This window comes from Streptomyces sp. GB4-14 (genome assembly GCF_022696125.1).
Taxonomy (GTDB): domain Bacteria; phylum Actinomycetota; class Actinomycetes; order Streptomycetales; family Streptomycetaceae; genus Streptomyces; species Streptomyces werraensis.
In genome coordinates, this window is record NZ_RZHO01000002.1 from 2,818,177 (window position 1) to 2,843,136 (window position 24,960).

Annotated in this window: 20 protein-coding genes and 1 tRNA gene; 1 reads left to right on the forward strand and 20 read right to left on the reverse strand. The window is 72.6% G+C overall.

Annotated elements, in window-relative coordinates; genetic code table 11:
- Positions 1 to 10 precede the first annotated feature (10 nt).
- The 9 genes from ELQ39_RS13990 to ELQ39_RS14030 form a co-directional block, all read right to left on the reverse strand.
- Positions 11 to 880, reverse strand: a complete 870-nt coding sequence (locus tag ELQ39_RS13990; RefSeq protein WP_190004742.1) for an ABC transporter permease — start codon at positions 878 to 880, stop codon at positions 11 to 13.
- On the reverse strand, positions 877 to 1,842 hold the full coding sequence (locus tag ELQ39_RS13995; RefSeq protein WP_225625520.1) for an ATP-binding cassette domain-containing protein: 966 nt from the start codon (positions 1,840 to 1,842) through the stop codon (positions 877 to 879). Before ELQ39_RS13995 ends, ELQ39_RS13990 begins: the two co-directional genes overlap by 4 nt.
- Positions 1,839 to 2,264 carry a lasso peptide biosynthesis B2 protein gene (locus tag ELQ39_RS14000; protein ID WP_190004740.1) on the reverse strand — a complete coding sequence of 142 codons (426 nt, stop codon included), beginning with the start codon at positions 2,262 to 2,264 and terminating at the stop codon, positions 1,839 to 1,841. The genes ELQ39_RS13995 and ELQ39_RS14000 overlap by 4 nt, the downstream gene beginning before the upstream one ends.
- The gene (locus ELQ39_RS14005; protein WP_190004739.1) at positions 2,261 to 2,524 is read right to left on the reverse strand and encodes a lasso peptide biosynthesis PqqD family chaperone; all 264 of its coding nucleotides are present in this window, start codon (positions 2,522 to 2,524) and stop codon (positions 2,261 to 2,263) included. The genes ELQ39_RS14000 and ELQ39_RS14005 overlap by 4 nt, the downstream gene beginning before the upstream one ends.
- Positions 2,521 to 4,332: a lasso peptide isopeptide bond-forming cyclase gene (locus ELQ39_RS14010; RefSeq protein ID WP_242592078.1), complete on the reverse strand. Its 1,812-nt coding sequence runs from the start codon at positions 4,330 to 4,332 to the stop codon at positions 2,521 to 2,523. The genes ELQ39_RS14005 and ELQ39_RS14010 overlap by 4 nt, the downstream gene beginning before the upstream one ends.
- A 61-nt stretch (positions 4,333 to 4,393) precedes the next feature.
- Positions 4,394 to 4,522 carry an aborycin family tricyclic lasso peptide gene (locus ELQ39_RS14015; RefSeq protein ID WP_106963308.1) on the reverse strand — a complete coding sequence of 43 codons (129 nt, stop codon included), beginning with the start codon at positions 4,520 to 4,522 and terminating at the stop codon, positions 4,394 to 4,396.
- Positions 4,523 to 4,638: 116 nt separating this feature from the next.
- Entirely contained in the window at positions 4,639 to 5,391 is a 753-nt protein-coding gene (locus ELQ39_RS14020; protein ID WP_190004737.1) for an ABC transporter permease, read from the reverse strand.
- Positions 5,384 to 6,286, reverse strand: coding sequence for an ABC transporter ATP-binding protein (locus ELQ39_RS14025; protein ID WP_190004822.1), 903 nt, complete (start codon positions 6,284 to 6,286; stop codon positions 5,384 to 5,386). The genes ELQ39_RS14020 and ELQ39_RS14025 overlap by 8 nt, the downstream gene beginning before the upstream one ends.
- A 110-nt stretch (positions 6,287 to 6,396) precedes the next feature.
- A complete protein-coding gene (locus ELQ39_RS14030; RefSeq protein WP_242592079.1) occupies positions 6,397 to 7,536 on the reverse strand; it encodes a sensor histidine kinase in 1,140 nt (379 codons plus the stop codon).
- A 479-nt stretch (positions 7,537 to 8,015) separates the two neighbouring features.
- On the opposite strand from ELQ39_RS14030, the gene ELQ39_RS14035 reads away from it, so the two are divergent.
- Complete coding sequence (locus ELQ39_RS14035; RefSeq protein WP_242592080.1) at positions 8,016 to 8,717, forward strand: LuxR C-terminal-related transcriptional regulator; 702 nt, start codon at positions 8,016 to 8,018, stop codon at positions 8,715 to 8,717.
- Between the two features lie 56 nt (positions 8,718 to 8,773).
- On the opposite strand, the gene ELQ39_RS14040 is transcribed toward ELQ39_RS14035, so the two are convergent.
- The 11 genes from ELQ39_RS14040 to bldG all read right to left on the reverse strand — a co-directional run bounded on the left by ELQ39_RS14040 (position 8,774) and on the right by bldG (position 24,935).
- Positions 8,774 to 8,847 (reverse strand) — tRNA-Thr (locus tag ELQ39_RS14040).
- A 119-nt stretch (positions 8,848 to 8,966) separates the two neighbouring features.
- Complete coding sequence (locus tag ELQ39_RS14045; protein ID WP_242592081.1) at positions 8,967 to 10,553, reverse strand: alpha/beta hydrolase; 1,587 nt, start codon at positions 10,551 to 10,553, stop codon at positions 8,967 to 8,969.
- A 90-nt stretch (positions 10,554 to 10,643) separates the two neighbouring features.
- Entirely contained in the window at positions 10,644 to 11,849 is a 1,206-nt protein-coding gene (locus ELQ39_RS14050) for a DNA polymerase III subunit delta' (RefSeq protein ID WP_225625538.1), read from the reverse strand.
- A 140-nt stretch (positions 11,850 to 11,989) separates the two neighbouring features.
- Complete coding sequence (tmk, locus tag ELQ39_RS14055; protein WP_242592082.1) at positions 11,990 to 15,157, reverse strand: dTMP kinase; 3,168 nt, start codon at positions 15,155 to 15,157, stop codon at positions 11,990 to 11,992.
- Positions 15,158 to 15,314: 157 nt separating this feature from the next.
- Complete coding sequence (gene topA / locus ELQ39_RS14060; protein ID WP_242592083.1) at positions 15,315 to 18,143, reverse strand: type I DNA topoisomerase; 2,829 nt, start codon at positions 18,141 to 18,143, stop codon at positions 15,315 to 15,317.
- A 244-nt stretch (positions 18,144 to 18,387) separates the two neighbouring features.
- Positions 18,388 to 18,585 carry a hypothetical protein gene (locus ELQ39_RS14065; RefSeq protein WP_190004730.1) on the reverse strand — a complete coding sequence of 66 codons (198 nt, stop codon included), beginning with the start codon at positions 18,583 to 18,585 and terminating at the stop codon, positions 18,388 to 18,390.
- A gap of 376 nt (positions 18,586 to 18,961) precedes the next feature.
- Complete coding sequence (locus ELQ39_RS14070; protein ID WP_242592084.1) at positions 18,962 to 20,491, reverse strand: DUF7059 domain-containing protein; 1,530 nt, start codon at positions 20,489 to 20,491, stop codon at positions 18,962 to 18,964.
- A gap of 49 nt (positions 20,492 to 20,540) precedes the next feature.
- On the reverse strand, positions 20,541 to 21,131 hold the full coding sequence (locus ELQ39_RS14075; protein WP_242592085.1) for a small secreted protein: 591 nt from the start codon (positions 21,129 to 21,131) through the stop codon (positions 20,541 to 20,543).
- A 182-nt stretch (positions 21,132 to 21,313) separates the two neighbouring features.
- Positions 21,314 to 23,725, reverse strand: coding sequence for a sodium-translocating pyrophosphatase (locus ELQ39_RS14080; protein WP_225625541.1), 2,412 nt, complete (start codon positions 23,723 to 23,725; stop codon positions 21,314 to 21,316).
- Between the two features lie 321 nt (positions 23,726 to 24,046).
- A complete protein-coding gene (locus ELQ39_RS14085) occupies positions 24,047 to 24,484 on the reverse strand; it encodes an ATP-binding protein (RefSeq protein WP_190004726.1) in 438 nt (145 codons plus the stop codon).
- A 109-nt stretch (positions 24,485 to 24,593) separates the two neighbouring features.
- Complete coding sequence (gene bldG / locus ELQ39_RS14090; RefSeq protein ID WP_006132569.1) at positions 24,594 to 24,935, reverse strand: anti-sigma factor antagonist BldG; 342 nt, start codon at positions 24,933 to 24,935, stop codon at positions 24,594 to 24,596.
- Positions 24,936 to 24,960: the final 25 nt, after the last annotated feature.

Sequence of the window (24,960 nt, forward strand, 5' to 3'; positions counted from 1 at the left end):
CGGCCCCCTTTCACTGCGTCCGGGAGAACCGGTAGGTGGCGAGGCCCAGTACGGCGGCGGTGAGGGCGGCCAGCACGCCGAGTTCCGCGTACACGGGCGGATTCCAGTCGCCGAGCATCAGCCGGGTCTGCTCCGAGGTGAGGACGTCGGGGCCGGGCAGGGTCCGGCGCACGGCGTCGACGCCGTAGGTCAACGGGTTCAGCTTGACGACGGTGTCGAGCCAGCCCGGCAGTCCGTTGGGCGGGAACATCGCGCCGGAGAAGAACATCAGCGGCATGAGGCTGAGGTTCACCACGATCTGGAAGGTGTCGACCTGCCGGATGGTGACGGCGGCGAGAAGGCCGAACGAGGTGAAGAGCAGGGAAACCAACAGCAGTTCGACGAGGACGACCAGCAGCATCGGCGTGTAGCGGACGCCCGCGATGCCCCCGACCGCGAGCAGGGCGAGGCCGTAGACGGCACCCGTGGTGGCTCCGCCGAGCGCGAGGCCGAGGACGATGCTCGACCGCGGGAACGGGGAGACGAGCATCTGACGCAGCATGCCGAGCCGGCGGTCCCAGACGAGCGAGATGCCCACGGCGATGGCCGGGGCCTGCACGGACATCACGAGCGCGCCCGGGAACAGGTAGGCCCGGTAGTCGTTCAGCTGGGCCTTGCCGAGCGTGGACGACGCCGCTTCCAGCCCCGTGCCCAGCACGACCAGGAACAGCAGCGGGGTGACCAGGCCCATGACGAGGCGCAGCGGATTGTGCCGCAGCCGGGTCATCTCCCGCCGCCACAGCAGCGCGTAGGGCCGTACGGTGTGCCAGGTACGCACCTCGGACGAGGGCGGGGCCGGTTTCGTCAAGGTGACGCTCGGCGGGATGTCGGTACGGGTCATCGCAGTCCCTCCCCGAGGCTGTCGAGCGAGCGGGCGCCGGACCCGCTGTCCCTGATGGCGGTCCCGGTGTGGTGCAGGTAGACGTCGTCGAGCGAGGGCGGGGTGACCGTCACCGACCGCACGGTCAGGCCCAGGCCGGTGCACAGGCGGGGCACCATGGAGGCGCCGTCCTGCACCCTCAGCCGCAGCCCGCCGGGGGTGCTCTCGGCCGTCAGTCCGAAGCGGTCGGACAGCAGGTCCACGGCCAGCCGGTCGTCCTCGGTGCGCAGGTCGACGACGTCGGCCCCGATGACGGATTTCAGCTCCGCGGGTGAGCCCTCCGTCACCAGCTTGCCGCGGTCGAAGATGGCGATGCGGTCGCAGTGCTCGGCCTCCTCCAGCTGGTGCGTGGTGAAGAAGACCGTGATGCCCTGCTCCTCGCGGAGCCGGTCCAGGTGGTGCCAGACGGCCGCGCGGGTCTGCGTGTCGAGGCCGGTGGTCGGCTCGTCGAGGAAGAGCACACGCGGGGAGCCGAGCAGGCCGCGGGCGATCTCCAGGCGCCGGCGCAGACCGGTGGAGAAGTGCCGTACGGGGGTCCTGTCGCGTCCCGTGAGCTCCATCATGTCGAGCATCGCGGCCACCGCGGCGCGCGCCTCGGCCCGGCCCAGACCGCACAGGTCGGCCTGGAAGCGCAGATTCTCGGTGGCCGTGAGCTCCAGGTCGAGCGTCGACTCCTGGAAGACGATGCCGATCCTTCGCCGTACTTCGGCGGCGTGCGTGGTGACGTCGAACCCGGCCACCTCCGCGTGGCCCGCCGTGGGCCTCAGCAGCGTGGTGAGCATGCTGATGGTGGTGGTCTTGCCGGCGCCGTTCGGCCCCAGGAATCCGAACGTGGCCCCCTCAGGGACGTTCAGGTCGAGACCGTTCACGGCCGGTGTCGTGCCGTAGTACGCGTAGAGGCCCTCGGCCCGGATCGCCGTCATGAGCCGCCTCCGGTGCGGCGCACGGCCAGCACGGTGCGGAACACGCCGACCTCTCCCGGCTCGTCGACCGGGCGGCCGTCGGCCTCGACCCAGGCGTGCGCGGCGAAGGGCTGCACGCGGAAGCCGGTGCACCAGTCGGCCCACCTGCCCCGGACGCGGAGCAGCAGCACGGTGGCGACGGACCGCTGGAGGCAGCCGAGGCCCGCGCAGCGGGTGCTGACCGAGACGACGGACCGTCGGGCCCGTGCCACCTGGGCGTACCCGGCGGGCCGGGATCCCTTGCTCAGTACGCGCAGCACCCGGTGCAGCCGGGCCGGGGGCATCCTCACCAGCAGACGGGCGGCGCCGGCCGCGCATCTCGGGGCGATCTGCCGGTGCAGCGGGAGGCGCGTGGCCTGTTCGGCGACGGCGGGCGTGGTCACTGTGTCACCTCCACGAGGTCGGCCTCGCTCAGCGAGCGGACCAGGGCCAGTACGTCCTGGTGCACCCGCTCCTCGCTGACGGGGGCGGACTCCGACAGGCTCGCGGCGGCCGCGGCGGGAGTGTCGCCGTCGAGCAGCCTGTGCAGGATCGCGGAGCCGGAGGCGTTCAGCTGGTAGTAGCGGCCGCGGCGGCCGTCGAGCAGGACCGCCCCGGAATCGACGGGCGTGAGAGTGACATCGCGGGCAAGACTCAGTTTCATCGGTTCTCTCCGGTGTCCTGGGGGTGCGCCCGCAGCCAGCTCTCGCACGCCACCGTGGTCTGGATCGGCTGAAGGTGATGGGACATCGGCCCGGGATTGAGCACCGCGGACCGGAGGGCGTCCGGGTCGACGAGGCCGAGCCGGGCCAGGAGCGAGTCCTCGCAGAGGTCCAGGATCCGGTCCCGGTTGCGTTCGATGCCCCGGAACGTCTCGGCGCTGAACTCGCCCTTGTCGCGACGGGAGAGGAAGTCGTCGGGCACCAGGCCCCGCACGGCGGTGGTCAGCAGCGGCTTGAACCGTCCGGCGGCCAGCCGCTCGTCGATCCGGGTGGCGAAGGCCGCCTCGAGAACCCGGTCGTCGAGGAACGGCGCCTCCCAGACCAGGCCGGTGCCGACGACGGCGGTGTTGACCTGCCGGACGGTGTTCCCCTCGAACACGACGGAGGACAGCGCCTGGTGCCGGGCCCGGTCGGCGTCCAGCGGTTCCGGGGTCCGTTCGGCTGCCGTGGTCAGCAGGTCCCGCACGGCTGCCACCGCGTCCGGGGTGGCCCAGGCGGGCATACGCGGCGCGAACACCCAGCCGAAGTCGGGCTCGTTGACCGGCGGGGGCGGGGCGGTGATCCGCCCGGCGACCTCGGTCAGGTTCTGCGCGAACGTCGAACGGTCCGCGAGTTGCCGCAGGGTGCTGCGCCAGGGCCAGCGGTTGGCCAGCCGGTAGCGGTTCACCAGCCGCAGTCCGTCGGCCGGGCGGATACGGGCGAGGGACCAGGCGCAGGCGGGCATCCGGCCGAAGAGTTCGTCCCCGCCGAACCCGGACAGGTGCAAGGCCGCGCCCTCGGCGGTGGCCCGCCCGGCGAGGTCCCGGATGTGCGCGAGTCCGGAGGCCCACGTCGAGGGGCCCTCGGGAGCCGCGTTGACGGTGTCGGCGGTGTAGCCGATGTCGAACAGGTTGGCGGCGCGGTCCGCGGCGAGCATGTGGTGGCGGGCACGGGGCAGATGGGCGGCGGCCTTGCGGGCCCATGCGGTGTCCTCGTTGGCCTCGTCGAGCGGCATGACGTGGTAGGTGACCAGGTCGGCGCCGGCCGCGTCGGCGAGAAAGCACAGGGTGGTCGAGTCGAGTCCGCCGGAGAGGTCCGCGCTGATCGTGCGGTGCGGGTCCACACGGGTCGCGAGGGCGTCGGTGAGCGCAGAGCGGACGGCACCGGCACCCTCCTCCAGCGAGAGGGTCGCCTCGGGCAGTTCCCACCACCGGACGCTGCGGGCCCGGCCGTCGGCGCCGAGTTCCAGCCAGTGGCCGGTGGGCAGCGCGTCCACACCGCGGCGGACCGGACGCAGCGAGAGCGGCCAGGGCGCCCCGCCGGGCGCCAGCAGCCGTGCGGCCAGCAGGGTCTCGTCGAGTCCCGCGCCGGTGAGGCGCAGCAGCGGGTCCACGGCGCTCGCGGCGACCGTCACCCCGTCGACCCGGGCGGTGAAGACCTGCCGTACGCCTGCCACGGAGCCCTGGAGACGGACCGCGCCGTCCAGGGAGGCCGCGAGGTGGAAGACCCCGGGCAGCCGGGACGCGACCCGGTCGACGTCGTGCAGCGAGCGCATCCGGCCGAGCGCGGAGGCCGTTCCCGCGTCGTCGGACCGTGTGTGTCCGAACACCGCCAGGCGACGGGTGCCGGCCTCGGTCACCGTCGCCTCGCCCTCGGCCCAGTCCCCCACGATCCAGGGCCGTCCCGACGCGTGGTCGATCCGCTTCGGCGCCGCCACCCGGTCCGCCAGCGCGGCGCCGGCGGGACAGTCCGGAAGCACTGTGAATTCCATGTCGCCTCACTCCCCCGGGCGGTGCCGGTGTGCCGCGAGGGGCACACCGGCACCGGTGCGATCACCAGAAGCAGACGACGGCGTAACCGCAGCCGGCGAAGTCGTTGCAGCTCCCGATGCCGAGGCACTTGGTGAGCTCGTCGAAGTCGCCGATCTCCTGCAGGGCGGGCGGCTCGTAGATCGCGGTCATGGTTCCTCCCGTGGGTCGAACGGCCCGGGCCGACCTTTTCGGCTCCGTGACCTGTCCGGGAACCTACGAGGGGCCATGTCCCACCTGCATGGGGCACATGACTCAGGCGCGTCCCGTCACCCGTCCCACGAGCGATGCCGGAGCCAGCCGGCCGTCAGCGCGGCCGCGGTCCACGCGAGCAGCACGAGGAGGCCGGTGAGGGCGTCGCCGGAGTCGACGGTGAGCATCTGGGCACCGGCGCGGTCGGGGAACCAGCGCGCCACCTCCTTGGTCGCCCCGATGACGGACAGGATCTGCGAGCCGACCAGCACCAGAGGCAGCAGCACGGCCAGCGGGAGGACGGCACTGCGGGCGGCGGCCGCCACCCCTACGGCGAGCAGGCTCATGAGGGTGAGGTAGACGACCGCGCCTGCCAGGGCGCGCGGGACGCCGTCCGCGTCGAACGTCGACCCGTGGGGGCCGAGGGCGAGTTGGGTGACCAGGTACGACACGACCGTGACCGGGAGGGCGACGGCCAGGGCCGCGACGGCGGTGACGGCCGTCTTGGCCAGGTAGAGCCGGCCGCGCCGGGGCACCGCGAGCAGCGAGACCCGCATCATGCCCGAGGTGTACTCGCCGGACATCATCAGCACCCCGAACACGATCAGGGCGAGCTGGCCGTAGAGGATGCCGTCCAGGCCGGCCTGCTCGGGCGTGAAGTCGGAGCGCAGCCCGGGGTTGTCGGACTCGATCGCGCCCTTGGCGGACCAGCCGCCCAGCGCGGCGATGAACACGCTGACGGCGGCGAACAGCAGCAGCGCGACGGACGTGGCGCGCACCGCCCGCATCTTGGTGAACTCCGCCCGAGCGGCCGCGAGGGTCTCAGACATGCGTGGGATCTCCTCCGTCGTCGACGAGCTTGAGGAAGGTCTCCTCCAGCGAGCCGGTGTGGGTGCTCAGTTCCTCGACGGGGACGCCGGCCGCCGCGGCGATGCGGTTCACCTCGCCCGCCGGCAGGCCGTCCACCTCCAGGCCGCCGTCCGCGGCCCGCCGCACCGAGGTGGCGCCCTTCGCCTGCAACTCCTGGGCGGCCCGCAGCGGTTCGGGGGTCCGGACCCGTACGAACGTCCGGCCGTGACGGCCGATGAACTCCGACACGCTGGTCTCGGCGAGGAGCCGGCCCCGGCTGATCACGATCAGCTCGTCGGCGACCTGCGCCATCTCCGCCATCAGATGGCTGGAGACGAGGACGGTGCGGCCCTCGGCGGCCTTGGCACGCAGCAGTTCGCGCAGCCACCGGATGCCCTCGGCGTCGAGCCCGTTGACCGGCTCGTCGAGCACCAGGACCGGGGGATCGCCGAGGAGGGCCGCCGCCAGGCCGAGGCGCTGTCCCATGCCAAGGGAGAAGGTGCCGACCCGTTTACGGGCGGCTCCCGTGAGACCGACCGCGTCGAGCACCTCGTCCACCCGACGGCGGGGGATGCGGTTGCTCCGCGCCAGCCACGACAGATGACCGACGGCGGTCATGCCACGGTGCGGGGCCGACGTCTCCAGGAGCGCGCCGACGTGCCGGAGCGGGTAGGTCAGGTCGCGGTAGGCGCGTCCGCCGATGGTGGCCGTGCCGCTGTCGGGGCGGGTCAGGCCGAGCAGCATCCGCATCGACGTCGACTTCCCGGCGCCGTTGGGCCCGAGGAAGCCGGTGACGACCCCTGGTCGCACCGTGAAGGACAGGTCGTCGACGACGGTGGCGGGCCCGTACCGCTTGGTCAGTCTCTCGGCAAGCATCACGCGTCGAGTCTCGCGGCGCGCACCCCGCGACCGCATCGGCCCGCGGTCGGGAACCCGGCACGGTGCCGGGCGGGCGCCCCTCATACCCGAGGATGAGTCGCTGTCCGTCAGACCTGGAAGGGCAGGGTGGCCGTCACCCGGAAACCGCCGCCGGGCCGGGGGCCGGCGCTGAGGGTGCCGCCGTGCGCGGCGGTCCGCTCCTTCATGCCGACCAGCCCCATGCCGCTGCCGGGCACCGCGGTCCGGCGTCCGGCTCCGGGGCCGTCGTCGGTCACGTCCACCGTCAGTACGCCCTCCCGCGCCGTGACGTCCACCCGGCAGCCGGTCGGCGCCGCGTGCTTGACCACGTTGGTGAGGGCCTCCTGGACGATGCGGAACGCCGCCAGCGCGACACCCTCGGGCGGCTCCTGGTCGTAGCGGGTGCGCAGTTCGACGCGGACGCCTGCCGCTTCGGCGGTCCCGAGCAGCGCGGGCAGGTCCGCCAGGCCGCGGGCGGGCCGCAGGTCCCCTGCCTCGCTCCGGTCCTCACCGCGCAGCACGGTCAGGGTGGCGCGCATGTCCCGCAGCGCCCGGCGGCTGACGTCCTCGATGACCGCCAGAGCCTCCTTCGCCTCCTCCGGGCGGGTGGCGACGACGTGGTTGGCGATGCCGGCCTTCACGGCGATGAGTCCCACGCTGTGGGTGACCACGTCGTGGATGTCGCGGGCGATACGCAGGCGCTCCTCGGTCTTCGCCTGCTCGGCGGCGTGCTCGATGGCGCGCCGGGTACTGCGTCTGCGCTCCCTGACCGCCGAGCCGGCCGCCCAGGTCGCGCCGAGCACGAGGAGGCCGAACACGGCCTGCACGGCGGTGCTGCCACCCTGGTAGGACTGCCCGCCCGACAACGTGAGCACGGCCGCGACCGCCGCGCACAGCCCGGCGACGGCGACGGCCGACACCCCGGGGTCGCGCCGCCGGGTGGTGGCCACCATGTGGACGGCGTAGGCGGCGGCCAGGAACGAGGCGGGTCCGAGGCCGGCGGCCAGCGCCCCGCAGGCGGCGGCCAGGACGACGACGAAGACCGGGACGGGCCACAACCGCCGTACGGTGAGCGGGAGTCCGGCGCCCAGGGACAGCAGCCACAGGAGGCCGCCGTCCGTCCCGCCGTCGACGGCCGGCCGCAGCAGCGACACCTGCGGCAGGAGCGTGAACGCGCAGGCCGCAGCCCCGTCCAGCACGAGCGCACGTCTCCGGGACCCCTCACCCATGCCGTCGAACGTAGGCGCTCGCTCCCGGCCCGTCCAACGGGCGCAGGGCCGGACGTCCGCGTGTCGCGCCGCGCGGTGACCGTTTCGGACAGTGTCGTCCGCCCCGCACCACGGCCCACACGGGCGTGCGGTCCTGCGGGGCGCGCGCCCGGAGCCGCCCCCACCACCGCCGACGCCGGAAACGCGGCGGTTCGGCGGGGTCCGGCCGATACTCACCCTTCGGACCGTACGGGGGCGCCGACGACCTTGCGTTCTCTCCGGGCGCGTTCACATACTCGGCATCACGAACGCCCTGCGCGCTCTGACGCACCACCATGCCTGCGCCGACAGGTCATGGCCACGGGGGCCACTGAAAGCCACAACTGACTACGTCACGCCCGGAGTCGGTCGCACACGGACCGAGCCTTCGTCGCGTGTGCCCCCGGGGACCGTCCGGCACCGTCCGCACCACGCCGACGCATTTCTGGGGGATGTACGAGATGACCGTCAACCTGTTCGTGGTCAGCGACAACCCGGTCTCCCTCGCCGGGCTGGAAGCGATTGTCGATCAGGATGAGGAGTGCGCTCTTGTCGGCCGTGCCACGGACGACTCGGACGACCTCCGATGTCTGTCGGACCTGGCCGGCACCGCCCTCCACCCCGACGTGGTCGTCCTGAGCGAACCGTCCTCCAGCAGAACCGTCTCCGCACGCGTCCGGCACGTCGCCGCCGCCTTCCCCGACGAGGCGTCCCGGCCGCACACGATCGTGGTGGCGCAGAACGACGACGACGAGATGATCGTCTCGGCCCTCCGGGCGGGCGTCAACGGCTACCTCTCCCGCCTCGGTTCGGCCGACGAACTGCTCCGCTCCCTGAAGGTCGTCGCCCGGGGCGGCGCCGCCTTCTGCCCCAGCGTCGCGGCCCGCATGAGCCGCTACTTCTCCGCCATGCAGGGCTTGCACGACAGCGCCGGGTTTCCGGGGCTCACCAGCCGCGAGCTGGAGATACTGGAGCTCCTGGCCGGCGGCATGGGGAACCGGCAGATCGCCCGCCGGCTCTTCCTGGCCGAGAAGACCGTCCGCAACTACGTCTCGCGCATCTTCGCCAAGCTCGAGGTGCACGACCGGGCGACGGCGGTGGTGCTGGCCCGGGACGCGGGCTTCGGCGAGCCCGCCGGGGAACTGGTCCGGAACGGCGCGTGAGCGCACCGGAACGAGAAAACCCCGCTCAGACAGTGTCTGTGCGGGGCTTGAAGAAGAGCCGCCTTCGGGATTCGAACCCGAGACCTACGCATTACGAGTGCGTTGCTCTGGCCATCTGAGCTAAGGCGGCGCGCCGTGTGCACCATGGTGCGATCAGCGACGTCGGTAAGTCTACACAGTTTCCGGGGGTGCTTCGTACCGCCCCCGGAGGCGGGGCCGGGCCGTCGCCTCCGGGGGCGGCCGTACCCGCTACGAGCAGCGCTTTCCGTCCGCCGGCGGGGTGCCGGCGATCAAGTACGTGTTGATCGCGGAGTCGATGCAGGAGCTGCCGCGGCCGTACGCGGTGTGGCCGTCGCCGTCGTAGGTGAGGAGGCGGGCCGAGGAGAGCTGGCCGGCCAGGCCCTTCGCCCAGTGGTACGGGGTCGCCGGGTCCCGGGTGGTGCCGACGACCACGATCGGCGCCGCGCCCTTCGCCTCGATGCGCTGCGCCTCACCCGTGGCCCGCACCGGCCAGTACGCGCAGTTCAGCGCGGCCCAGGCGAGACCCTCGCCGAACACCGGGGACGCCTTCTCGAAGTCGGGGAGCGCCTTGCGCACCTGCTCCGGCGTCTCGAAGGCGGGCGGCAGGTCGAGGCAGTTGACGGCCGCGTTGGCGGACATCAGGTTGCTGTACGCGCCGCCCGCGTCCCGCTCGTAGTAGCTGTCGGAGAGGACGAGCAGCCCCGCGCCGTCGTCCTCCTTCGTCGCCGACGTCAGCGCCTCGCGCAACCGCTGCCAGGCCGCCTCGTCGTACAACGCGGCGATCACGCCCATCGTCGCCAGCGACTCGGTCAGCTCGCGGCCGTCGGCGTCGCCCGCGGGCAGCGGGCGGGCGTCGAGCTCCTCGAAGAACTTCTTCAGGTTCTCGCCGGCCTTCTCCGGCGACGTGCCCTTGCCGCCCAGCGGGCAGTCGCTCCGTCGCACGCAGTCCTTCGCGAACGCCGTGAACGCCGTGGCGAAGCCCTGTGTCTGCTCCAGGTTGAGCCGGCGCGCACCGAGCGACGGGTCCATCGCGCCGTCCAGCACCAGCCGCCCGGTCCGCTCCGGGAACAGCCCCGCGTACGTCGCGCCCAGCAGCGTGCCGTACGACGCGCCGACGTAACTCAGCTTCTCGTCGCCGAGCACCGCGCGCACGATGTCCATGTCCCGGGCCGTCTCGACGGTCGACACATGGCGCAGCAGCTTCGGCGCCTTCGCCCCGCACCCCTCGGCGAACGTCCGGTACGCCGAGACGAGCGCCTCGGTCTCCTTCTCGTCGTCGGGCGTGGTGTCCGTGCGGGTGTACGCGTCCATCGCCCGCCCGTCCAGGCACTCGACGGGTTCGCTGCGGGCGACTCCGCGCGGGTCGACGGCCACCATGTCGTAGCGGGCGCGCACCTCCGCCGGGTAGCCGATGCCCGCGTACATCTGGAGGTAGGCGACCGCCGAGCCGCCCGGGCCCCCGGGGTTGACCAGCAGGGAGCCCAGCCGCTTCCCGGGTCCCGTGGCCTTCTTGCGGGCGACGGCGAGGCGGACGTCCCCGGCGGACGGTTCGGCGTAGTCGAGGGGGGCCTTGACCGTGGCGCACTGGAACCCGGGGACGCCGCAGTCGCGCCACGCCGCTTTCTGTTCGTAGTACCCGGCGAGGGCCGCGGGGGTCGGGCCGGGCAGCGGGGCGAGGGCGGCGGCCGCTCCCGCCACCGGCGAACTGGCCGTGCTCGTCGAGGTCCCGGAGGAGCAGCCCGCCAGCAACAGCGCGGCCGTGGTGAACAAGGCCGCTGCGGTACGAATCCTGTCTGGGGTGCGCCGTGTGTGCATACCGGGAGCGTAACGGTGAGCGACCGTACGGACGCTCTGCGCACACACCGTGCCCCGGACGAGTTACAGCCCTCGACGGGACAGCTCCGCTCAGCCCGCCCTGAGCGCCATCGTCATCGCCTCCACCGCCAGCAGCGGCGCCACATTGCGGTCCAGCGCCTCGCCGCAGGCCGCGATCGCCTCGATGCGGCGCAGTGTGGACTCGGGCGTGCTGCTGCGGGCCAAACGCTCCAGCGCGTCCTCGGCGTCGGTGTTGGCGAGGGCGATGCGGGAGCCGAGCTGCAGGGCGAGGACGTCGCGGTAGAAGCTGGTGAGGTCGGCGAGGGCGACGTCGAGGCTGTCGCGCTGGGTGCGCGTCCTGCGCCGCTTCTGCATGTCCTCGAGGTCCTTGACCGCGCCCGCCGTGCCGCGGGGGAGACGGCCGCCCTGGGACGCGCCCAGCGCCGCCTTCAGGTCCTCGGTCTCCTTGCCGTCCATCTCCTCGGCGAGCTGCTTGGCGTCCTCGGCGGCCGCGTCGACCAGCTCCTGGGCGGCCCTCAGCGCGCCGCCGACGTCCTCGACGCGCAGCGGCAGCTTCAGCACGGCGGCCCGGCGGGCGCGCGCGGCCGGGTCGGTGGCCAGGCGGCGCGCGCGGTCGACGTGACCCTGGGTGGCGCGGGCGACGGAGGCGGCGACGTCCGGCTCGATGCCCTCGCGGCGCACGAGCATGTCGGCGACGGCGTCCACGGACGGCGTGCTCAGGACGAGGTGGCGGCAGCGGGAGCGGATCGTCGGCAGGACGTCCTCGACGGACGGGGCGCACAGCAGCCACACCGTGCGCGGCGCGGGCTCCTCGACGGCCTTGAGGACGGCGTTGGCGGACTTCTCGTTGAGCCGCTCGGCGTCCTCGACGAGGATCACCTGCCAGCGGCCGTTCGCCGGGGCGGTGAACGACTTGCGGACGGTGTCGCGCATGTCCTTGACCAGGATCTCCGCGCCGACGGCGGCCACCGTGGAGACGTCGGCGTGGGTGCCGACGAGCGCGGTGTGGCAGCCGTCGCAGAAGCCGCAGCCGGGGGCGCCGCCGAGGGCCCGGTCGGGGCTGACGCACTGGAGGGCGGCGGCGAAGGCCCGCGCCGCCTGGTTGCGTCCGGCACCGGGCGGGCCCGTGAACAGCCACGCGTGCGTCATGCGGGACGCCTCGGGCGGGGGCGCGTCGCCCGCCGCGGCGGTGACGAACGCGTCGGCGTCCCGGGCGGCGGCGGCGAGCTGCTCGCTCACCCGCTCCTGCCCGACCAGGTCGTCCCACACGGTCATGGGTCAGCCCGCCCTTCCGTCGCGTTCGTGCTGTGCCGGATCCATTGTGCGGGTCCGCACCGACACGCCTGTCCCGTCCGCCCCGAACACAGCGGTGCCGGGCGCGCCCCAAGGCACGCCCGGCACGGCACGGCCGCTCCTCAGCGCCGGCGCCACCGTCCGCCGCCACCGCGGCCCTCGTCGTCCCCGTGGTCGTCCTCGTGCGGGCCGAGCAGTTCGTCGGCCAGCGACGGCAGGTCGTCCAGCGGGGTCTCCTCCGCCCAGTCGGGACGCTCCCGGCGGCGCGGGGCGCTCCCGGCGTCGACCTGCGGCAGCTCACGCGTACGGTCGTCCGGACCCTCCGGGCCGCCCGCGGGACCGGGTTCGCCCTCGCGCACCGGCGGCAGCACCGCCGTCTCGTCGGCGGCGCCCGGCGGGACGGGAGGCAGCACCGCCGTCTCGTCCGCCGCGCCCGGCACCTGCGGCCGGGGCAGTTCGGTCGTCGCCTCGGCGTCGGCCGGCGCCGGACGGTCCGCGTCCCGCGCGCCGGCCTCGTCCCGCACGCGCGGCAGCACGGCCGTCTCGTCCACCGGACCGCCCGTCGCGTTCGTGGGCGTCACCACCGGCGTCGGCACGGTCACCGCCTCGTCGGCGTCCCGGCCTGCGGCAGGCCCGGCCGGGGCCTCGGCGGGCGTCACGCTGGTGCGCGGGCCCGCCTCCGCCGCGGCCGCCGCGCGCTCGGCGAGCTGCCGGGCCTGCTCGGCGCGCAGCAGGGCCTCCTCGGCCTTGCGCTGCTTCTCCAGGCGCTGCGCCTCGGCCTCGGCGCGCAGCCGCGCCTCTTCCTCCGCCTGCTTGCGGCGGCGCTCCTCCTCGGCCTTGCGGCGCGCCTCCTCCTCGGCGCGCGCCTTTTCCTCGGCGAGCAGCCGCTGACGTTCCTCCTCGGCGCGGCGGCGGGCCTCCTCGGCACGCTGCCGGGCCTCTTCCGCCTGACGCTCGGCCTCGCGCCGCTGCGCCTCCTCCAGCTCGCGCCGCTTGCGCTCCTCCTCCTCGGCGCGCAGCTTGGCGAGCTGCTCCTGGCGCTCGCGCTCCAGGCGCTCCTCCTCGGCCTTGCGGGCCGCCTCCTCCTCCGCCTTGCGGCGGGCCTCCTCCTCGGCCTTGCGACGCGCCTCCTCGCGGGCGGCGATCTCGGCCTCGGACAGCGGCAGCATGCGGTCGAGCCGGTGCCGGATCACCGTGGTGACGGCCTCCGGCTCCTGGCCCGCGTCGACCACCAGGTAACGGCCGGGGTCGGCGGCGGCCAGGGTGAGGAAGCCGGAGCGCACGCGCGCGTGGAACTCGGCGGGCTCGGACTCCAGGCGGTCCGGCGCCTCGGTGAAGCGCTCCCGCGCGGTCTGCGGCGACACGTCGAGCAGCACCGTCAGGTTCGGCACGAGTCCGGCGGTGGCCCAGCGGTTGATGCGGGCGATCTCGGTCGGCGAGAGGTCCCGTCCGGCGCCCTGGTAGGCGACGGAGGAGTCGATGTACCGGTCGCTGATGACGACCGCGCCGCGCTCCAGCGCAGGGCGCACGACGGTGTCCACGTGCTCCGCGCGGTCCGCCGCGTAGAGCAGGGCCTCGGCGCGGTGCGAGAGGCCGGCGCTGGAGACGTCCAGCAGGATCGAGCGCAGCCGCTTGCCGACGGGGGTCGCCCCGGGCTCGCGGGTGAGCACGACCTCGTGGCCCTTGGAGCGGATCCAGTCGGCGAGGGCCTCGGCCTGGGTGGACTTGCCGGCGCCGTCGCCGCCCTCCAGGGCGATGAAGAAGCCGGAGGCGGCGGACGTGGGCGCGGGGTCGTCGCCGCCGAGCAGCGCGTCCCGCAGGTCCTGCCGCAGCGGGACGCCGGAGCGGTCGTCGACCTTGGCCAGCACCAGTGCGGCGACCGGCAGCAGCAGGGCGCCGACGAGCATGAGCGTGAAGGCGGCGCCGCCATGGGCGAAGACGAACTTGCCGTTCTCCAGGCGGTGCGGGCCGATCGCCGCCGCGACCACGGGGGCGACGACGGCGCCGAGCCCCACGTACACGCGGACGACCGCGTGCAGGTGCTCGGTGGTCCGGGTCCGGCGCTGCTCCTCGGTCTCCTGGTCGAGCAGGGTGTGGGCGATGTTGGCGGCCATGCCCGCGCCGACGCCGGCCAGCGCCAGGATCAGCAGCACGCTGGTGACGTCCGGGACGAGGCCGGCGGCGAGCAGCGCGAGGCCCGTGAAGGCGAGGGTGAGGGCGAGCATGCGCCGCCTGGACAGGGACGGCAGCAGGGCGGGCGCCGTACGGATGCCGACGACCACGCCGCCGGTGAGCGCGCCCACCATCAGGCCGAACAGGACGGGTCCGCCGCCCAGGTCCTTGGCGTGCAGCACGGACACGGCGACGGCGGCCGCCACGGCCCCGGCCACGGACGCGCCCGCGAGGACCAACAGCGGCAGCGCGCCGGTGCGGCCCCTGTCGGGACCGTCGGCGTGCCGCGGGCGGCGCAGGCCCTCCAGCGGCGAGCGCGGCCGGGGCGTGCGGGTGCCGGGCAGTTCGAGGAAGGTGACGACGGACAGCGACGCGGCGAACAGTCCGGCCGCGACGTACGAGGCGAGGGCCGCCTGGTGCTCGCCGAACCACTCGATGCCCGTGCCCAGCAGGTTGTTGCAGAGGGCGGCGGCGACGAGCGTCAGGGCGGCGAGCGGTATCGCCACGAAGCCGGTGCGCAGCGACAGGCGGCGCAGGGCGTCCAGGTGGTCGGGCAGCGGCCGGATGCTGGCGCCCTCGGGCGGTGGCCCGGGCAGCAGCGCGGGTGCGGCGCCCTCGCGGGACACCGTCCAGAATCGCTCGGCGACCCCGGCCACGAACGCGGTGACGAGCAGGATCGCCAGGGCGTTGTCGGGCGTCCAGTCGATCCACAGCGGCGCGACGATCAGCAGGGTGGCGCGCAGTCCGTCCGCGCCGACCATGGTCCAGCGGCGGTCCAGCGGCCCGTCCTGCGAGGTGAGCGACGTGAGCGGGCCGAGGAGCACGGCGCCGAACAGCAGCGTCGCGAGGATCCGCACGCCGAAAACGGTCGCCACTGCGAACGCCGCTCCGCGGTACCCGCCGCCGAACGCCTGCTCGGCGACCGACGCCTGCAGGACGAGGAGCGTCAGCACGAGGAGGGCGAGGACATCGCCGACCCCGCCCACGAGCTGCGCGCTCCACAGCCGTTTCACCTGCGGTCGGCGCAGCAGGGCGCGGACGGCACGCTCGCGGGAGTCCGCGACAAGGGCGTCGTCGTGGGCCGGTTCGAAGGCCGTGGGCTGCTCGGCTCGCGTCATGCGTTCAGCCTATCGGCCCGCGGGGATACCCCAGGGCCGACGCGCCTGACATGCACACATCCCGACACGGAACCGTGCCGGGGCGTTCGCATTCCGAACGCCGGGCGGTGGCCCCTGCGTCAGGGGACGACGTTCCCACTGCCCGGCGGGACGGTGATCAGTCCTCCGCGCCGTTCGCCGCGGCCGTCTTCCTGGCGGCGGTCTTCTTCGCCGTCGTCTTCTTGGCGGCCGTGGTCTTCTTCGCCGCGGCCGTCTTGGAAGCCGCCGTCTTCTTCGCCGGAGCCTTCTTGGCCGTCGTCTTCTTGGCGGTCTTCTTCGCCGTCTTCTTGGCGGGACCCTTGGCCCGCTTCTCGGCCAGCAGCTCGAAACCGCGCTCCGGCGTGATCGTCTCCACGCTGTCACCCGAGCGCAGCGTCGCGTTGGTCTCGCCGTCGGTGACGTACGGCCCGAAGCGGCCGTCCTTCACCACGACCGGCTTCTCGCTGACCGGGTCGGTGCCCAGTTCCTTCAGCGGCGGCTTGGCCGCGGCCCGGCCACGCTGCTTGGGCTGGGCGTAGATCGCCTGCGCCTCCTCCAGCGTGATCGTGAAGATCTGGTCCTCCGACTGCAGCGACCGCGAGTCCGTGCCCTTCTTCAGGTACGGGCCGTAGCGGCCGTTCTGCGCCGTGACCTCCTGGCCGTCGGTGTCCACGCCGACCACGCGCGGCAGCGACATCAGCTTCAGCGCGTCGTCGAGCGTCACCGTGTCCAGGGACATCGACTTGAAGAGCGAGGCGGTGCGCGGCTTGACCGCGTTCTTGCCGGTCTTCGGCGTGCCCTCGGGGAGGATCTCCGTCACGTACGGGCCGTAGCGGCCGTCCTTGGCGACGATGGCGTGCCCGGTCGCCGGGTCGGTGCCCAGCTCGAAGTCGCCGCTCGGCTTGGCGAGCAGCTCCTCGGCCAGCTCGACGGTCAGCTCGTCGGGCGCCAGGTCGGCCGGGATGTCGGCGCGCTGGTGCTCCTCGGTGTCCTTCTCGCCGCGCTCGATGTACGGGCCGTAGCGCCCGACCCGCAGCACGATGCCGTTGCCCACCGGGAACGACGACACCTCGCGCGCGTCGATCGCGCCCAGGTCGGTCACCAGCTCCTTGAGCCCGCCGAGGTGGTCCCCGTCGCCGTTGCCCGCCTCGGCCGCGCCGCCGTTGCCGGTGCCCTCGCCGAAGTAGAACCGCTTCAGCCACGGCACGGCGCGGGCCTCACCGCGCGCGATGCGGTCGAGGTCGTCCTCCATCTTCGCGGTGAAGTCGTAGTCGACGAGCCGGCCGAAGTGCTTCTCCAGCAGGTTGACCACGGCGAAGGAGAGGAACGACGGCACCAGGGCCGTGCCCTTCTTGAACACGTAGCCGCGGTCGAGGATCGTGCCGATGATCGACGCGTATGTCGACGGGCGGCCGATCTCCCGCTCCTCGAGCTCCTTGACCAGCGACGCCTCGGTGTAGCGGGCCGGGGGCTTGGTGGCGTGGCCGTCGACCGAGATCTCCTCGGCGCTCAGCGCGTCGCCCTCGGCGACCTGGGGCAGGCGGCGCTCGCGGTCGTCCAGCTCGGCGTTCGGGTCGTCGGCGCCCTCGACGTAGGCCTTGAGGAAGCCGTGGAAGGTGATCGTCTTGCCGGACGCGCTGAACTCGACGTCCCGGCCGTCGGCGGCGGTGCCGCCGATCTTCACGGTGACGGAGTTGCCGGTCGCGTCCTTCATCTGGGAGGCGACGGTCCGCTTCCAGATCAGCTCGTAGAGCTTGAACTGGTCGCCGGTCAGACCGGTCTCGGCGGGCGTGCGGAAACGGTCCCCCGAAGGACGGATCGCCTCGTGCGCCTCCTGCGCGTTCTTCACCTTGCCCGCGTAGGTGCGCGGCTGCGGCGGCAGGTAGTCGGCTCCGTACAGCTGCGTGACCTGGGCGCGGGCGGCGGCGACCGCCGTCTCGCTCAGGGTCGTCGAGTCCGTACGCATGTAAGTGATGTAGCCGTTCTCGTACAGCTTCTGCGCGACCTGCATCGTGGCCTTCGCGCCGAAACCGAGCTTGCGGCTCGCCTCCTGCTGCAGCGTCGTCGTACGGAACGGCGCGTACGGCGAGCGGCGGTACGGCTTGGACTCGACGGAGCGGACCGCGAAGCGCGTGTCCTCCAGGGCGGCGGCGAGCGCGCGGGCGTTCGCCTCGTCGAGGTGGAGGGTGTTCGCGCTCTTCAGCTGCCCCAGGGAGTCGAAGTCACGGCCCTGCGCGATCCGGCGTCCGTCGACCGTCTGCAGCCGCGCGACCAAGGTCGACGGGTCACTCGGGTCGCCGGCGCGGCCGGTGGAGAAGGTGCCGGTCAGGTCCCAGTACTCGGCGGAGCGGAACGCCATGCGCTCGCGCTCCCGCTCGACCACGAGCCGGGTGGCGACGGACTGCACGCGGCCGGCGGACAGCCGCGGCATGACCTTCTTCCACAGGACAGGCGAGACCTCGTAACCGTAGAGACGGTCGAGGATGCGGCGGGTCTCCTGCGCGTCGACCAGCTTCTGGTTGAGCTCGCGCGGGTTGGCCACGGCCTCCCGGATCGCGTCCTTGGTGATCTCGTGGAACACCATGCGCTTGACCGGGATCTTCGGCTTGAGCACTTCCTGGAGGTGCCACGCGATGGCCTCGCCCTCGCGGTCCTCATCGGTGGCGAGGAAGAGCTCGTCGGACTCCTTCAGCAGGTCCTTGAGCTTCTTGACCTGCGCCTTCTTGTCCGCGTTGACCACATAGATCGGCTGGAAGTCATGCTCGACGTCCACACCGAGGCGGCGCACCTCGCCGGTGTACTTCTCCGGAACCTCCGCAGCGCCGTTGGGGAGGTCGCGAATGTGCCCGACGCTCGCCTCGACGATGTAGCCGGGGCCGAGATAGCCCTTGATCGTCTTCGCCTTGGCAGGCGACTCGACGATGACGAGTCGGCGGCCGCCGTTCGCGGTCTCGCTGGTCGGGGACAACTTCGCTCTTCTCTCCGTCGACGCTCGGGCCTCCCCAGGCGCTTCTCCCCGGGGTCGGGTCATGGTGACGCTGCGGAGTGTGACGGTACATCCCGCCCCCGTGTCAAACGGGAAAAGCCCGCAACGGCCACTCGAACGGTAACCCGACTACCACCGTTCCTGCCGCCCGGAGTGTCCAGACTCCGCCCGCTCTTATGCGGAGGGCGATCCTTCGGTTACCGCGTGGTCCCGATCCCGGCGCGCGTCAGAGACGGCCGAAGCACCAGGCGCCGAGGGCCAGGGAGACGATCGCGACGGTCCCGGCGACCGTGGTCGATGCGACGCGGTTCACACCGAGGGCGACCGGGCGGTGCTGCCGCGCACGGGACACCGTCCAGGCCAGCAAACCGGCACCGAACAGGCAGAACACCGTTCCCGCGAAGATCGCCGGCCCGCTCTCCATGGTCGCCCGCGCCCCCTCTCGTCCGTCCCTGCGCCGACTGCTCGGGACGCTGCCACGCGTGGGCGGCGGGACGACGAACCGGAGGTGAACGGAGCGGCTCGGGAGGGCGGCGGGGAGACCGGAAGCGGGCCCGCGCGGTCCGCTTCCGGAAATTTCCGCGGGGTCCGGACGGCCCGGCGCCGGGGCCGAGAGCGGCGTGAAAGATGCGGCACACGACACAGGGGCGTACGGACGCAGGTCACTGTGGCTCGTGTGACCGGAGGGGCGCGTGTGACGGACGGGGCGCCCGGGCCGCCCTGATGAGACCCCTCGGTCCACCCCTCGTGAGACCCCTCGACCCCTCGGGAGGCCCCTGGTCCGTCCCTTGCGAGGCCCCTCAGTCCACCGGGTTCAGGAAACCCTGTTCGACCAGCAGCCGGATCTGCGCCGGGGTGCGGTCGCGCAGCAGGACGGGGTCCTCGCCGAGGAGCTGGGCGATGGCGTCCAGGATCCGGCCCGCGGTCATGGTGCCGTCGCAGACGCCGGCGAACCCCGCGCCGATCGTGTCGACCCTGGTCGCCCGCCGCATCCCGCGGTTCTGCCGCAGCACGACGTGCTCCGGGTCCTCGGCGCCGGGCAGCCCGACCTGTTCCTGCACCACCTCGGACGCCAGCTCGAAACGCGCCTCCAGCAGCGCCGCGTCGTCGTGCGACCGCAGGTAGTCGAGCCGCTCGAAATGCGCACGGACCGTGTCGCCGAGCGGCTGCTCCACCGGGTGCGGCCACTCCTCCACCGTGACCGACGGCACGGCCGCGTCCGACCGGCGCAGGGTGATCCAGCCGAAGCCGACCGCCTTGACCTTGCGCGCCTCGAACTCGTCCAGCCACGCGTCGTACCGCGCCCGGTACTCCGCCTCGTCCCCGCGGTGGTCGCCGGCGTCCCGCAGCCACAGCTCGGCGTACTGCGTCACGTCCTGCACCTCGCGCTGCACGATCCACGCGTCGCAGCCGCGCGGCACCCAGGAGCGGAGCCGGTCCTGCCAGTCCTCGCCCTCCACGTGCTGCCAGTTGGCGAGGAACTGCGCGTACCCGCCCTCGCTGAGCCGCTCCCCCGCCTGCTGGACGAGCGTGCGGCACAGGTCGTCCCCGCCCATCCCGCCGTCGCGGTAGGTGAGCCGCGCCCCGGGAGAGATGACGAACGGCGGGTTGGACACGATCAGGTCGTACGTCTCGTCGTCCCGCAGCGGGGCGAACAGCGAGCCCTCACGCAGATCGGCGGCGGGGACCCCGGACAGCGCCAGGGTGAGCGCCGTGATGTGCAGGGCGCGCGGGTTCACGTCGGTCGCGGTCACGCGCGTGGCCTGCCGGGCGGCGTGCAGGGCCTGGATGCCGGACCCGGTGCCGACGTCGAGCGCCGACCGCACGGGCGTCCGGACGGTGATGCCGGCCAGCGTGGTGGACGCGCCGCCGACGCCGAGCACCACGCCCGGCTCCCGGCTGCCGATGCCCCCGGCGCCGCCGACCGCGCACCCGAGGTCCGACACCACGAACCAGTCCTCGCCGTCGGACCCGCCGTACGGCCGGACGTCCACGGCCGCCGCGAGCGTGTCGCCGCCCACGGGGCGGAGCCAGCCGCTCTCCAGGCACACGTCCACGGGCAGGACGCCGTCCAGGCCCGCGCGGGGCACCGGCTGCTGGAGCAGGAACAGCCGTACGAGCAGCTCCAGCGGGGTGTCCCCGCGGGTGGCGCGGAGCGCGGGCACGGTCTCGCTGCGGGCCAGCGCCGCGTACGCGGGGGCGCCGAGCAGGTCGAGCAGTCCGTCGGCGGTGAAGGAGGCGCCGAGCAGCGCCTCCCGCAGCCGGGCGGCGGCGTCGGTGCGGTCGGACGAGGGCAGGGGCGGCAGGCTGGCGTCACTCACGCCCTCCATTGTGGCCGCCGCCCCCACCCGGCGCGCACCCGCGGCCGCTGAGCCGCCGTCAGCTCTTGGTCGCGCCCGCCGACGCGGTGGCCGTCTGGCAGCTGGCCTGCCGGGACATGGCCTCGCCGACCTTGCCCTCCTCCAGCGTGCTGAGGGCGTCGCTGCCGCTCTTGCTCAGCTTGTCCAGCTCGGCCGCGATGTCCTTCAGACCGTCGGCGAAGTCCGCCTGGTCCTTGGTGTTGAGGCCGTCGACCTGCTTCTTCAGGGTGGCGTAGGACGCGGAGATGCTGTTGAGCTCCTTCACGGCGTCCTGCTGCTTCTGCTCGCCGTTCTCGACGTCGGGCGCGCCCGCCTTGTTCACGGCGGCGCCGATGGCCTTGTAGGCGTCGGACATGTCCTGGAAGGCCTTCGAGTCGGCCTGCTGGACCGCCTGCGGCGTGCTGTTGTCCGAGGTCTCCTTCTGGATGGCGGTGTTGGCCGCCTTGATCTTGGCGGCCTGCGGCTGCACGGCGTCGCAGACCTCCTTCGCCCAGGCGTCCAGCTTCTCGTCGCTGTCGTCGCCGCCGCATCCCGTCAGCGCCAGTACCAGTACCGCACCGCCGGACAGTGCGGCCGCGAGCTTCTTGTTCACCGGATTGGTCCCTTCCATGGCCTTCGGCCCCGGAACATACACGCCGGATGGCCTACACCCACTTGCCGAACGTCCGGTAAGAGACTTTTTGTAGCCATTTGCACCAGGCGAGACAAGGGTCACGGGCCGAAACCCGTGCGGGCGGGCGGCGCGTCAATCCGCGCCGTCCGCCCGCACCTTGATCCGGTGTCCGGCGTGCCCTACCGGGAAACCACCGCCGGGTCGGGCGAGTTGGGGCTCGGTTCCGCGTCGCCCCCGTCGTCGTCCACGGCGATCCCGCGCCGCTTGGACACGTACACCGCCGCGATGATCACCAGCGCGGAGAGGACCGCGATCAGCACCCGCATCCCGACGCTTCTGTCGGCGCCGTAGGAGAACTTGATGACCGCGGGCGCGATGAGCAGCGCCACCAGGTTCATCACCTTCAGCAGGGGGTTGATCGCCGGACCGGCGGTGTCCTTGAACGGGTCGCCGACCGTGTCGCCGATGACGGTGGCCGCGTGGGCCTCACTGCCCTTGCCGCCGTGGTGGCCGTCCTCGACGAGCTTCTTGGCGTTGTCCCACGCGCCACCGGAGTTGGCGAGGAACACCGCCATCAGCGTGCCCGCGCCGATCGCGCCGGCCAGGAAGGCGCCCAGCGCCCCCACACCGAGCGTGAACCCGATGAAGATGGGCGCCATCACCGCGAGCAGACCCGGCGTGGCGAGCTCCCGCAGGGCGTCCTTGGTGCAGATGTCGACGACCTTGCCGTACTCGGGCTTCTCGCTGTAGTCCATGATCCCGGGCTTCTCGCGGAACTGCCGCCGCACCTCGTACACCACCGAACCCGCCGACCGCGACACCGCGTTGATCGCCAGCCCCGAGAAGAGGAAGACGACCGCCGCGCCCGCGATCAGGCCGACGAGGTTGTTGGGCTGCGAGATGTCCATCATCAGGGTCAGCGGCGCGCCCTCGCCGCCGAGCCGTTCGCCCACCTCCCGCGCGCCGGTGGTGATGGCGTCCCGGTACGAGCCGAACAGCGCCGCCGCCGCGAGGACGGCCGTGGCGATGGCGATGCCCTTGGTGATGGCCTTCGTGGTGTTGCCGACCGCGTCCAGGTTGGTGAGCACCTGCGCGCCCGCGCCCTCGACGTCGCCGGACATCTCGGCGATGCCCTGCGCGTTGTCGGAGACCGGGCCGAAGGTGTCCATCGCGACGATCACACCGACCGTGGTGAGCAGACCGGTGCCGGCCAGCGCCACCGCGAACAGCGCCAGCATGATCGACGTGCCGCCGAGCAGGAACGCCCCGTACACGCCCAGGCCGATCAGCAGGGCGGTGTAGACGGCCGATTCCAGACCCACGGAGATGCCGGCGAGGACCACGGTGGCCGGTCCGGTCAGCGAGGTCTTCCCGATGTCCCGCACGGGACGCCGGGTGGTCTCGGTGAAGTACCCGGTGAGCTGCTGGATCAGCGCGGCGAGCACGATGCCGATGGCCACCGCGACCAGCGCGAGGATCCGCGGGTCGCCGCTCTTGGCCAGGACCGCCTCGTCGGTCACCCCGTCGAGGTCGGCGTACGACGACGGCAGGTAGACGAACGTCGCGATCGCGACCAGCGCGAGCGAGATCACCGCGGAGATGAAGAACCCGCGGTTGATCGCGCTCATGCCGCTGCGGTCGGCGCGCCGGGGCGCCACCGCGAAGATGCCGATCATCGCGGTGATCACACCGATGGCGGGGACCAGCAGCGGGAACGCAAGGCCCGCGTTCCCGAACGCCGCGGACCCGAGGATCAGCGCTGCCACCAGTGTCACGGCGTACGACTCGAAGAGGTCGGCCGCCATGCCCGCGCAGTCGCCGACGTTGTCGCCCACGTTGTCGGCGATGGTCGCGGCATTGCGCGGATCGTCCTCCGGAATGCCCTGCTCGACCTTGCCGACCAGGTCGGCGCCGACGTCGGCGGCCTTGGTGAAGATGCCGCCGCCGACCCGCATGAACATCGCGATCAGCGCGGCCCCGAGGCCGAAGCCCTCGAGCACCTTCGGCGCGTCGGCCGCGTACACCAGCACGACACAGGCGGCGCCGAGCAGCCCCAGCCCCACCGTGAACATGCCGACCACACCGCCCGTACGGAAAGCGATCTTCATCGCCTTGTGCGAAACGGTGGTGAGATCCTTTTCCGGCTCGCCCTCGGCCGGAGTGGCTTCCCGGGCCGCGGCTGCGACCCGGACATTGCTGCGCACCGCGAGCCACATGCCGATATAGCCGGTGGCCGCCGAGAACGCCGCTCCGATCAAGAAGAACACCGACCGCCCGGCACGCTGATTCCAGTCGTCCGCGGGCAACAGCATGAGCAGGAAGAAAACGATCACGGCGAAAATGCCGAGCGTACGCAGCTGGCGGGCCAGATAGGCGTTGGCGCCCTCCTGGACCGCGGCCGCGATCTCCTTCATGCTGTCGGTGCCCTCGCCGGCCGCGAGCACCTGGCGCACCAGGACCGCCGCGACGGCCAGCGCCGCCAGGGCCACGATGCCGATGGTCACCACGAGCACGCGGTTCTCGTCGGTCAGCACGGCGGCTGCGAGGGATGTGGGTTGGCCCGACTCGTATGAGATGGAAAGCCCCGCCATTCGTCCTCCTTGACGCTTGGGCTGAGCTCAAGATGTGGACGGGATTGTAGGTACCGGAACCTGATCTAAACAGACCACGAGAAATGTAAATGGCGTGCAGTCGCTCTTCACCATTGATCTCCGGCGACCGGCCGGCCGGAAATCGGTAATGCCTTTGAAGCATTCTCGTGATCGCATTTTCCCGGGCACGGAGGATCGTGAACGAATTCACGCGATCTTCCGCTGGGAACCACTGTAAGCGCGGTCCCCGGCGCCCGCACACGCCGAAGGGCCCCCACACAGGGGGCCCTTCGGAAAACGGTCGGCGTACGGGTGAACCGGTCAGGTGAACGTCGCGGCCGGCGGCGTGGTGGGCCACCTCATGCGGATCGATCCGCCGTTCTCCCCGGCACTGACCTCGACGTCGTCGACGAGGCCGCTGATGACCGCGAGGCCCATCTCGTCCTCCTCGGTCTCCGTGTCGGGGTCGCCGAGCACCTCGTCGGCCGAGCGGGCTCGGACAGGGGCGTGCGGGGCCTCGTCGCCGACCTCGATGGAGAACTGCTTCTCCTCCTCGATCAGCAGCACCCGCACGGGCGCCGAGATGCCGCCGTGCTGGTGCAGTCCGACGGCCCTGGTGCAGGCCTCGCCGACGGCGAGCCTCACCTCGTCGAGGACGGCCTCGTCCACTCCGGCCCTGCGCGCCACCGCCGCCGCCACGAGCCTGGCGGTCCGGACGTGCTCGGGCAGCGCGCTGAAGCGGAGTTCGACGGTGGCCATGCATCCCCCTCGCGACTACGGGCGTGCGGTGAAGGGGCCGGGCCGCCGAACGCCCGGCCCCCTTCGGTGTCTCTGCGCTGCCCGGGCACGACCGCCCGGGAGCGGATGGTCAGTCGGTCGCCGCCACCGCTTCCTCGACCGAGGTGTGGATCGGGAACACCTTGGTGAGGCCGGTGATGCGGAAGATCTTCAGAATGCGCTCCTGGTTGCAGACCAGGCGCAGCGAGCCCTCGTGGGCTCGCACCCGCTTCAGGCCGCCGACCAGCACGCCGAGACCGGTGGAGTCGAGGAAGTCCACACCTTCCATGTCGACGACAAGGTGGAAACTGCCGTCGTTCACCAGCTCGACCAGCTGCTCGCGCAGCTTGGGCGCGGTATATACGTCGATTTCGCCACCGACCCTGACGATCGTGCGATCGCCCACGGTCTCGGTCGACAGGGACAGGTCCACGGATCCTCCAGCACCTAGCTATCGA

Bases quoted from the DNA above. Each gene is read 5' to 3' on its own strand.
- ELQ39_RS14045 (WP_242592081.1), bottom strand. From the start codon at position 10,553: ATGCACACACGGCGCACCCCAGACAGGATTCGTACCGCAGCGGCCTTG.
- ELQ39_RS14080 (WP_225625541.1), bottom strand. From the start codon at position 23,725: ATGGCGGGGCTTTCCATCTCATACGAGTCGGGCCAACCCACATCCCTC.
- ELQ39_RS14015 (WP_106963308.1), bottom strand. From the start codon at position 4,522: ATGACCGCGATCTACGAGCCGCCCGCCCTGCAGGAGATCGGCGACTTC.
- ELQ39_RS13990 (WP_190004742.1), bottom strand. From the start codon at position 880: ATGACCCGTACCGACATCCCGCCGAGCGTCACCTTGACGAAACCGGCC.
- ELQ39_RS14075 (WP_242592085.1), bottom strand. From the start codon at position 21,131: ATGGAAGGGACCAATCCGGTGAACAAGAAGCTCGCGGCCGCACTGTCC.
- ELQ39_RS14070 (WP_242592084.1), bottom strand. From the start codon at position 20,491: ATGGAGGGCGTGAGTGACGCCAGCCTGCCGCCCCTGCCCTCGTCCGAC.
- ELQ39_RS13995 (WP_225625520.1), bottom strand. From the start codon at position 1,842: ATGACGGCGATCCGGGCCGAGGGCCTCTACGCGTACTACGGCACGACA.
- ELQ39_RS14020 (WP_190004737.1), bottom strand. From the start codon at position 5,391: ATGTCTGAGACCCTCGCGGCCGCTCGGGCGGAGTTCACCAAGATGCGG.
- ELQ39_RS14085 (WP_190004726.1), bottom strand. From the start codon at position 24,484: ATGGCCACCGTCGAACTCCGCTTCAGCGCGCTGCCCGAGCACGTCCGG.
- ELQ39_RS14025 (WP_190004822.1), bottom strand. From the start codon at position 6,286: ATGCTTGCCGAGAGACTGACCAAGCGGTACGGGCCCGCCACCGTCGTC.
- tmk (WP_242592082.1), bottom strand. From the start codon at position 15,157: ATGACGCGAGCCGAGCAGCCCACGGCCTTCGAACCGGCCCACGACGAC.
- ELQ39_RS14005 (WP_190004739.1), bottom strand. From the start codon at position 2,524: ATGAAACTGAGTCTTGCCCGCGATGTCACTCTCACGCCCGTCGATTCC.
- ELQ39_RS14065 (WP_190004730.1), bottom strand. From the start codon at position 18,585: ATGGAGAGCGGGCCGGCGATCTTCGCGGGAACGGTGTTCTGCCTGTTC.
- ELQ39_RS14035 (WP_242592080.1), top strand. From the start codon at position 8,016: ATGACCGTCAACCTGTTCGTGGTCAGCGACAACCCGGTCTCCCTCGCC.
- ELQ39_RS14010 (WP_242592078.1), bottom strand. From the start codon at position 4,332: ATGGAATTCACAGTGCTTCCGGACTGTCCCGCCGGCGCCGCGCTGGCG.
- ELQ39_RS14030 (WP_242592079.1), bottom strand. From the start codon at position 7,536: ATGGGTGAGGGGTCCCGGAGACGTGCGCTCGTGCTGGACGGGGCTGCG.
- ELQ39_RS14050 (WP_225625538.1), bottom strand. From the start codon at position 11,849: ATGACCGTGTGGGACGACCTGGTCGGGCAGGAGCGGGTGAGCGAGCAG.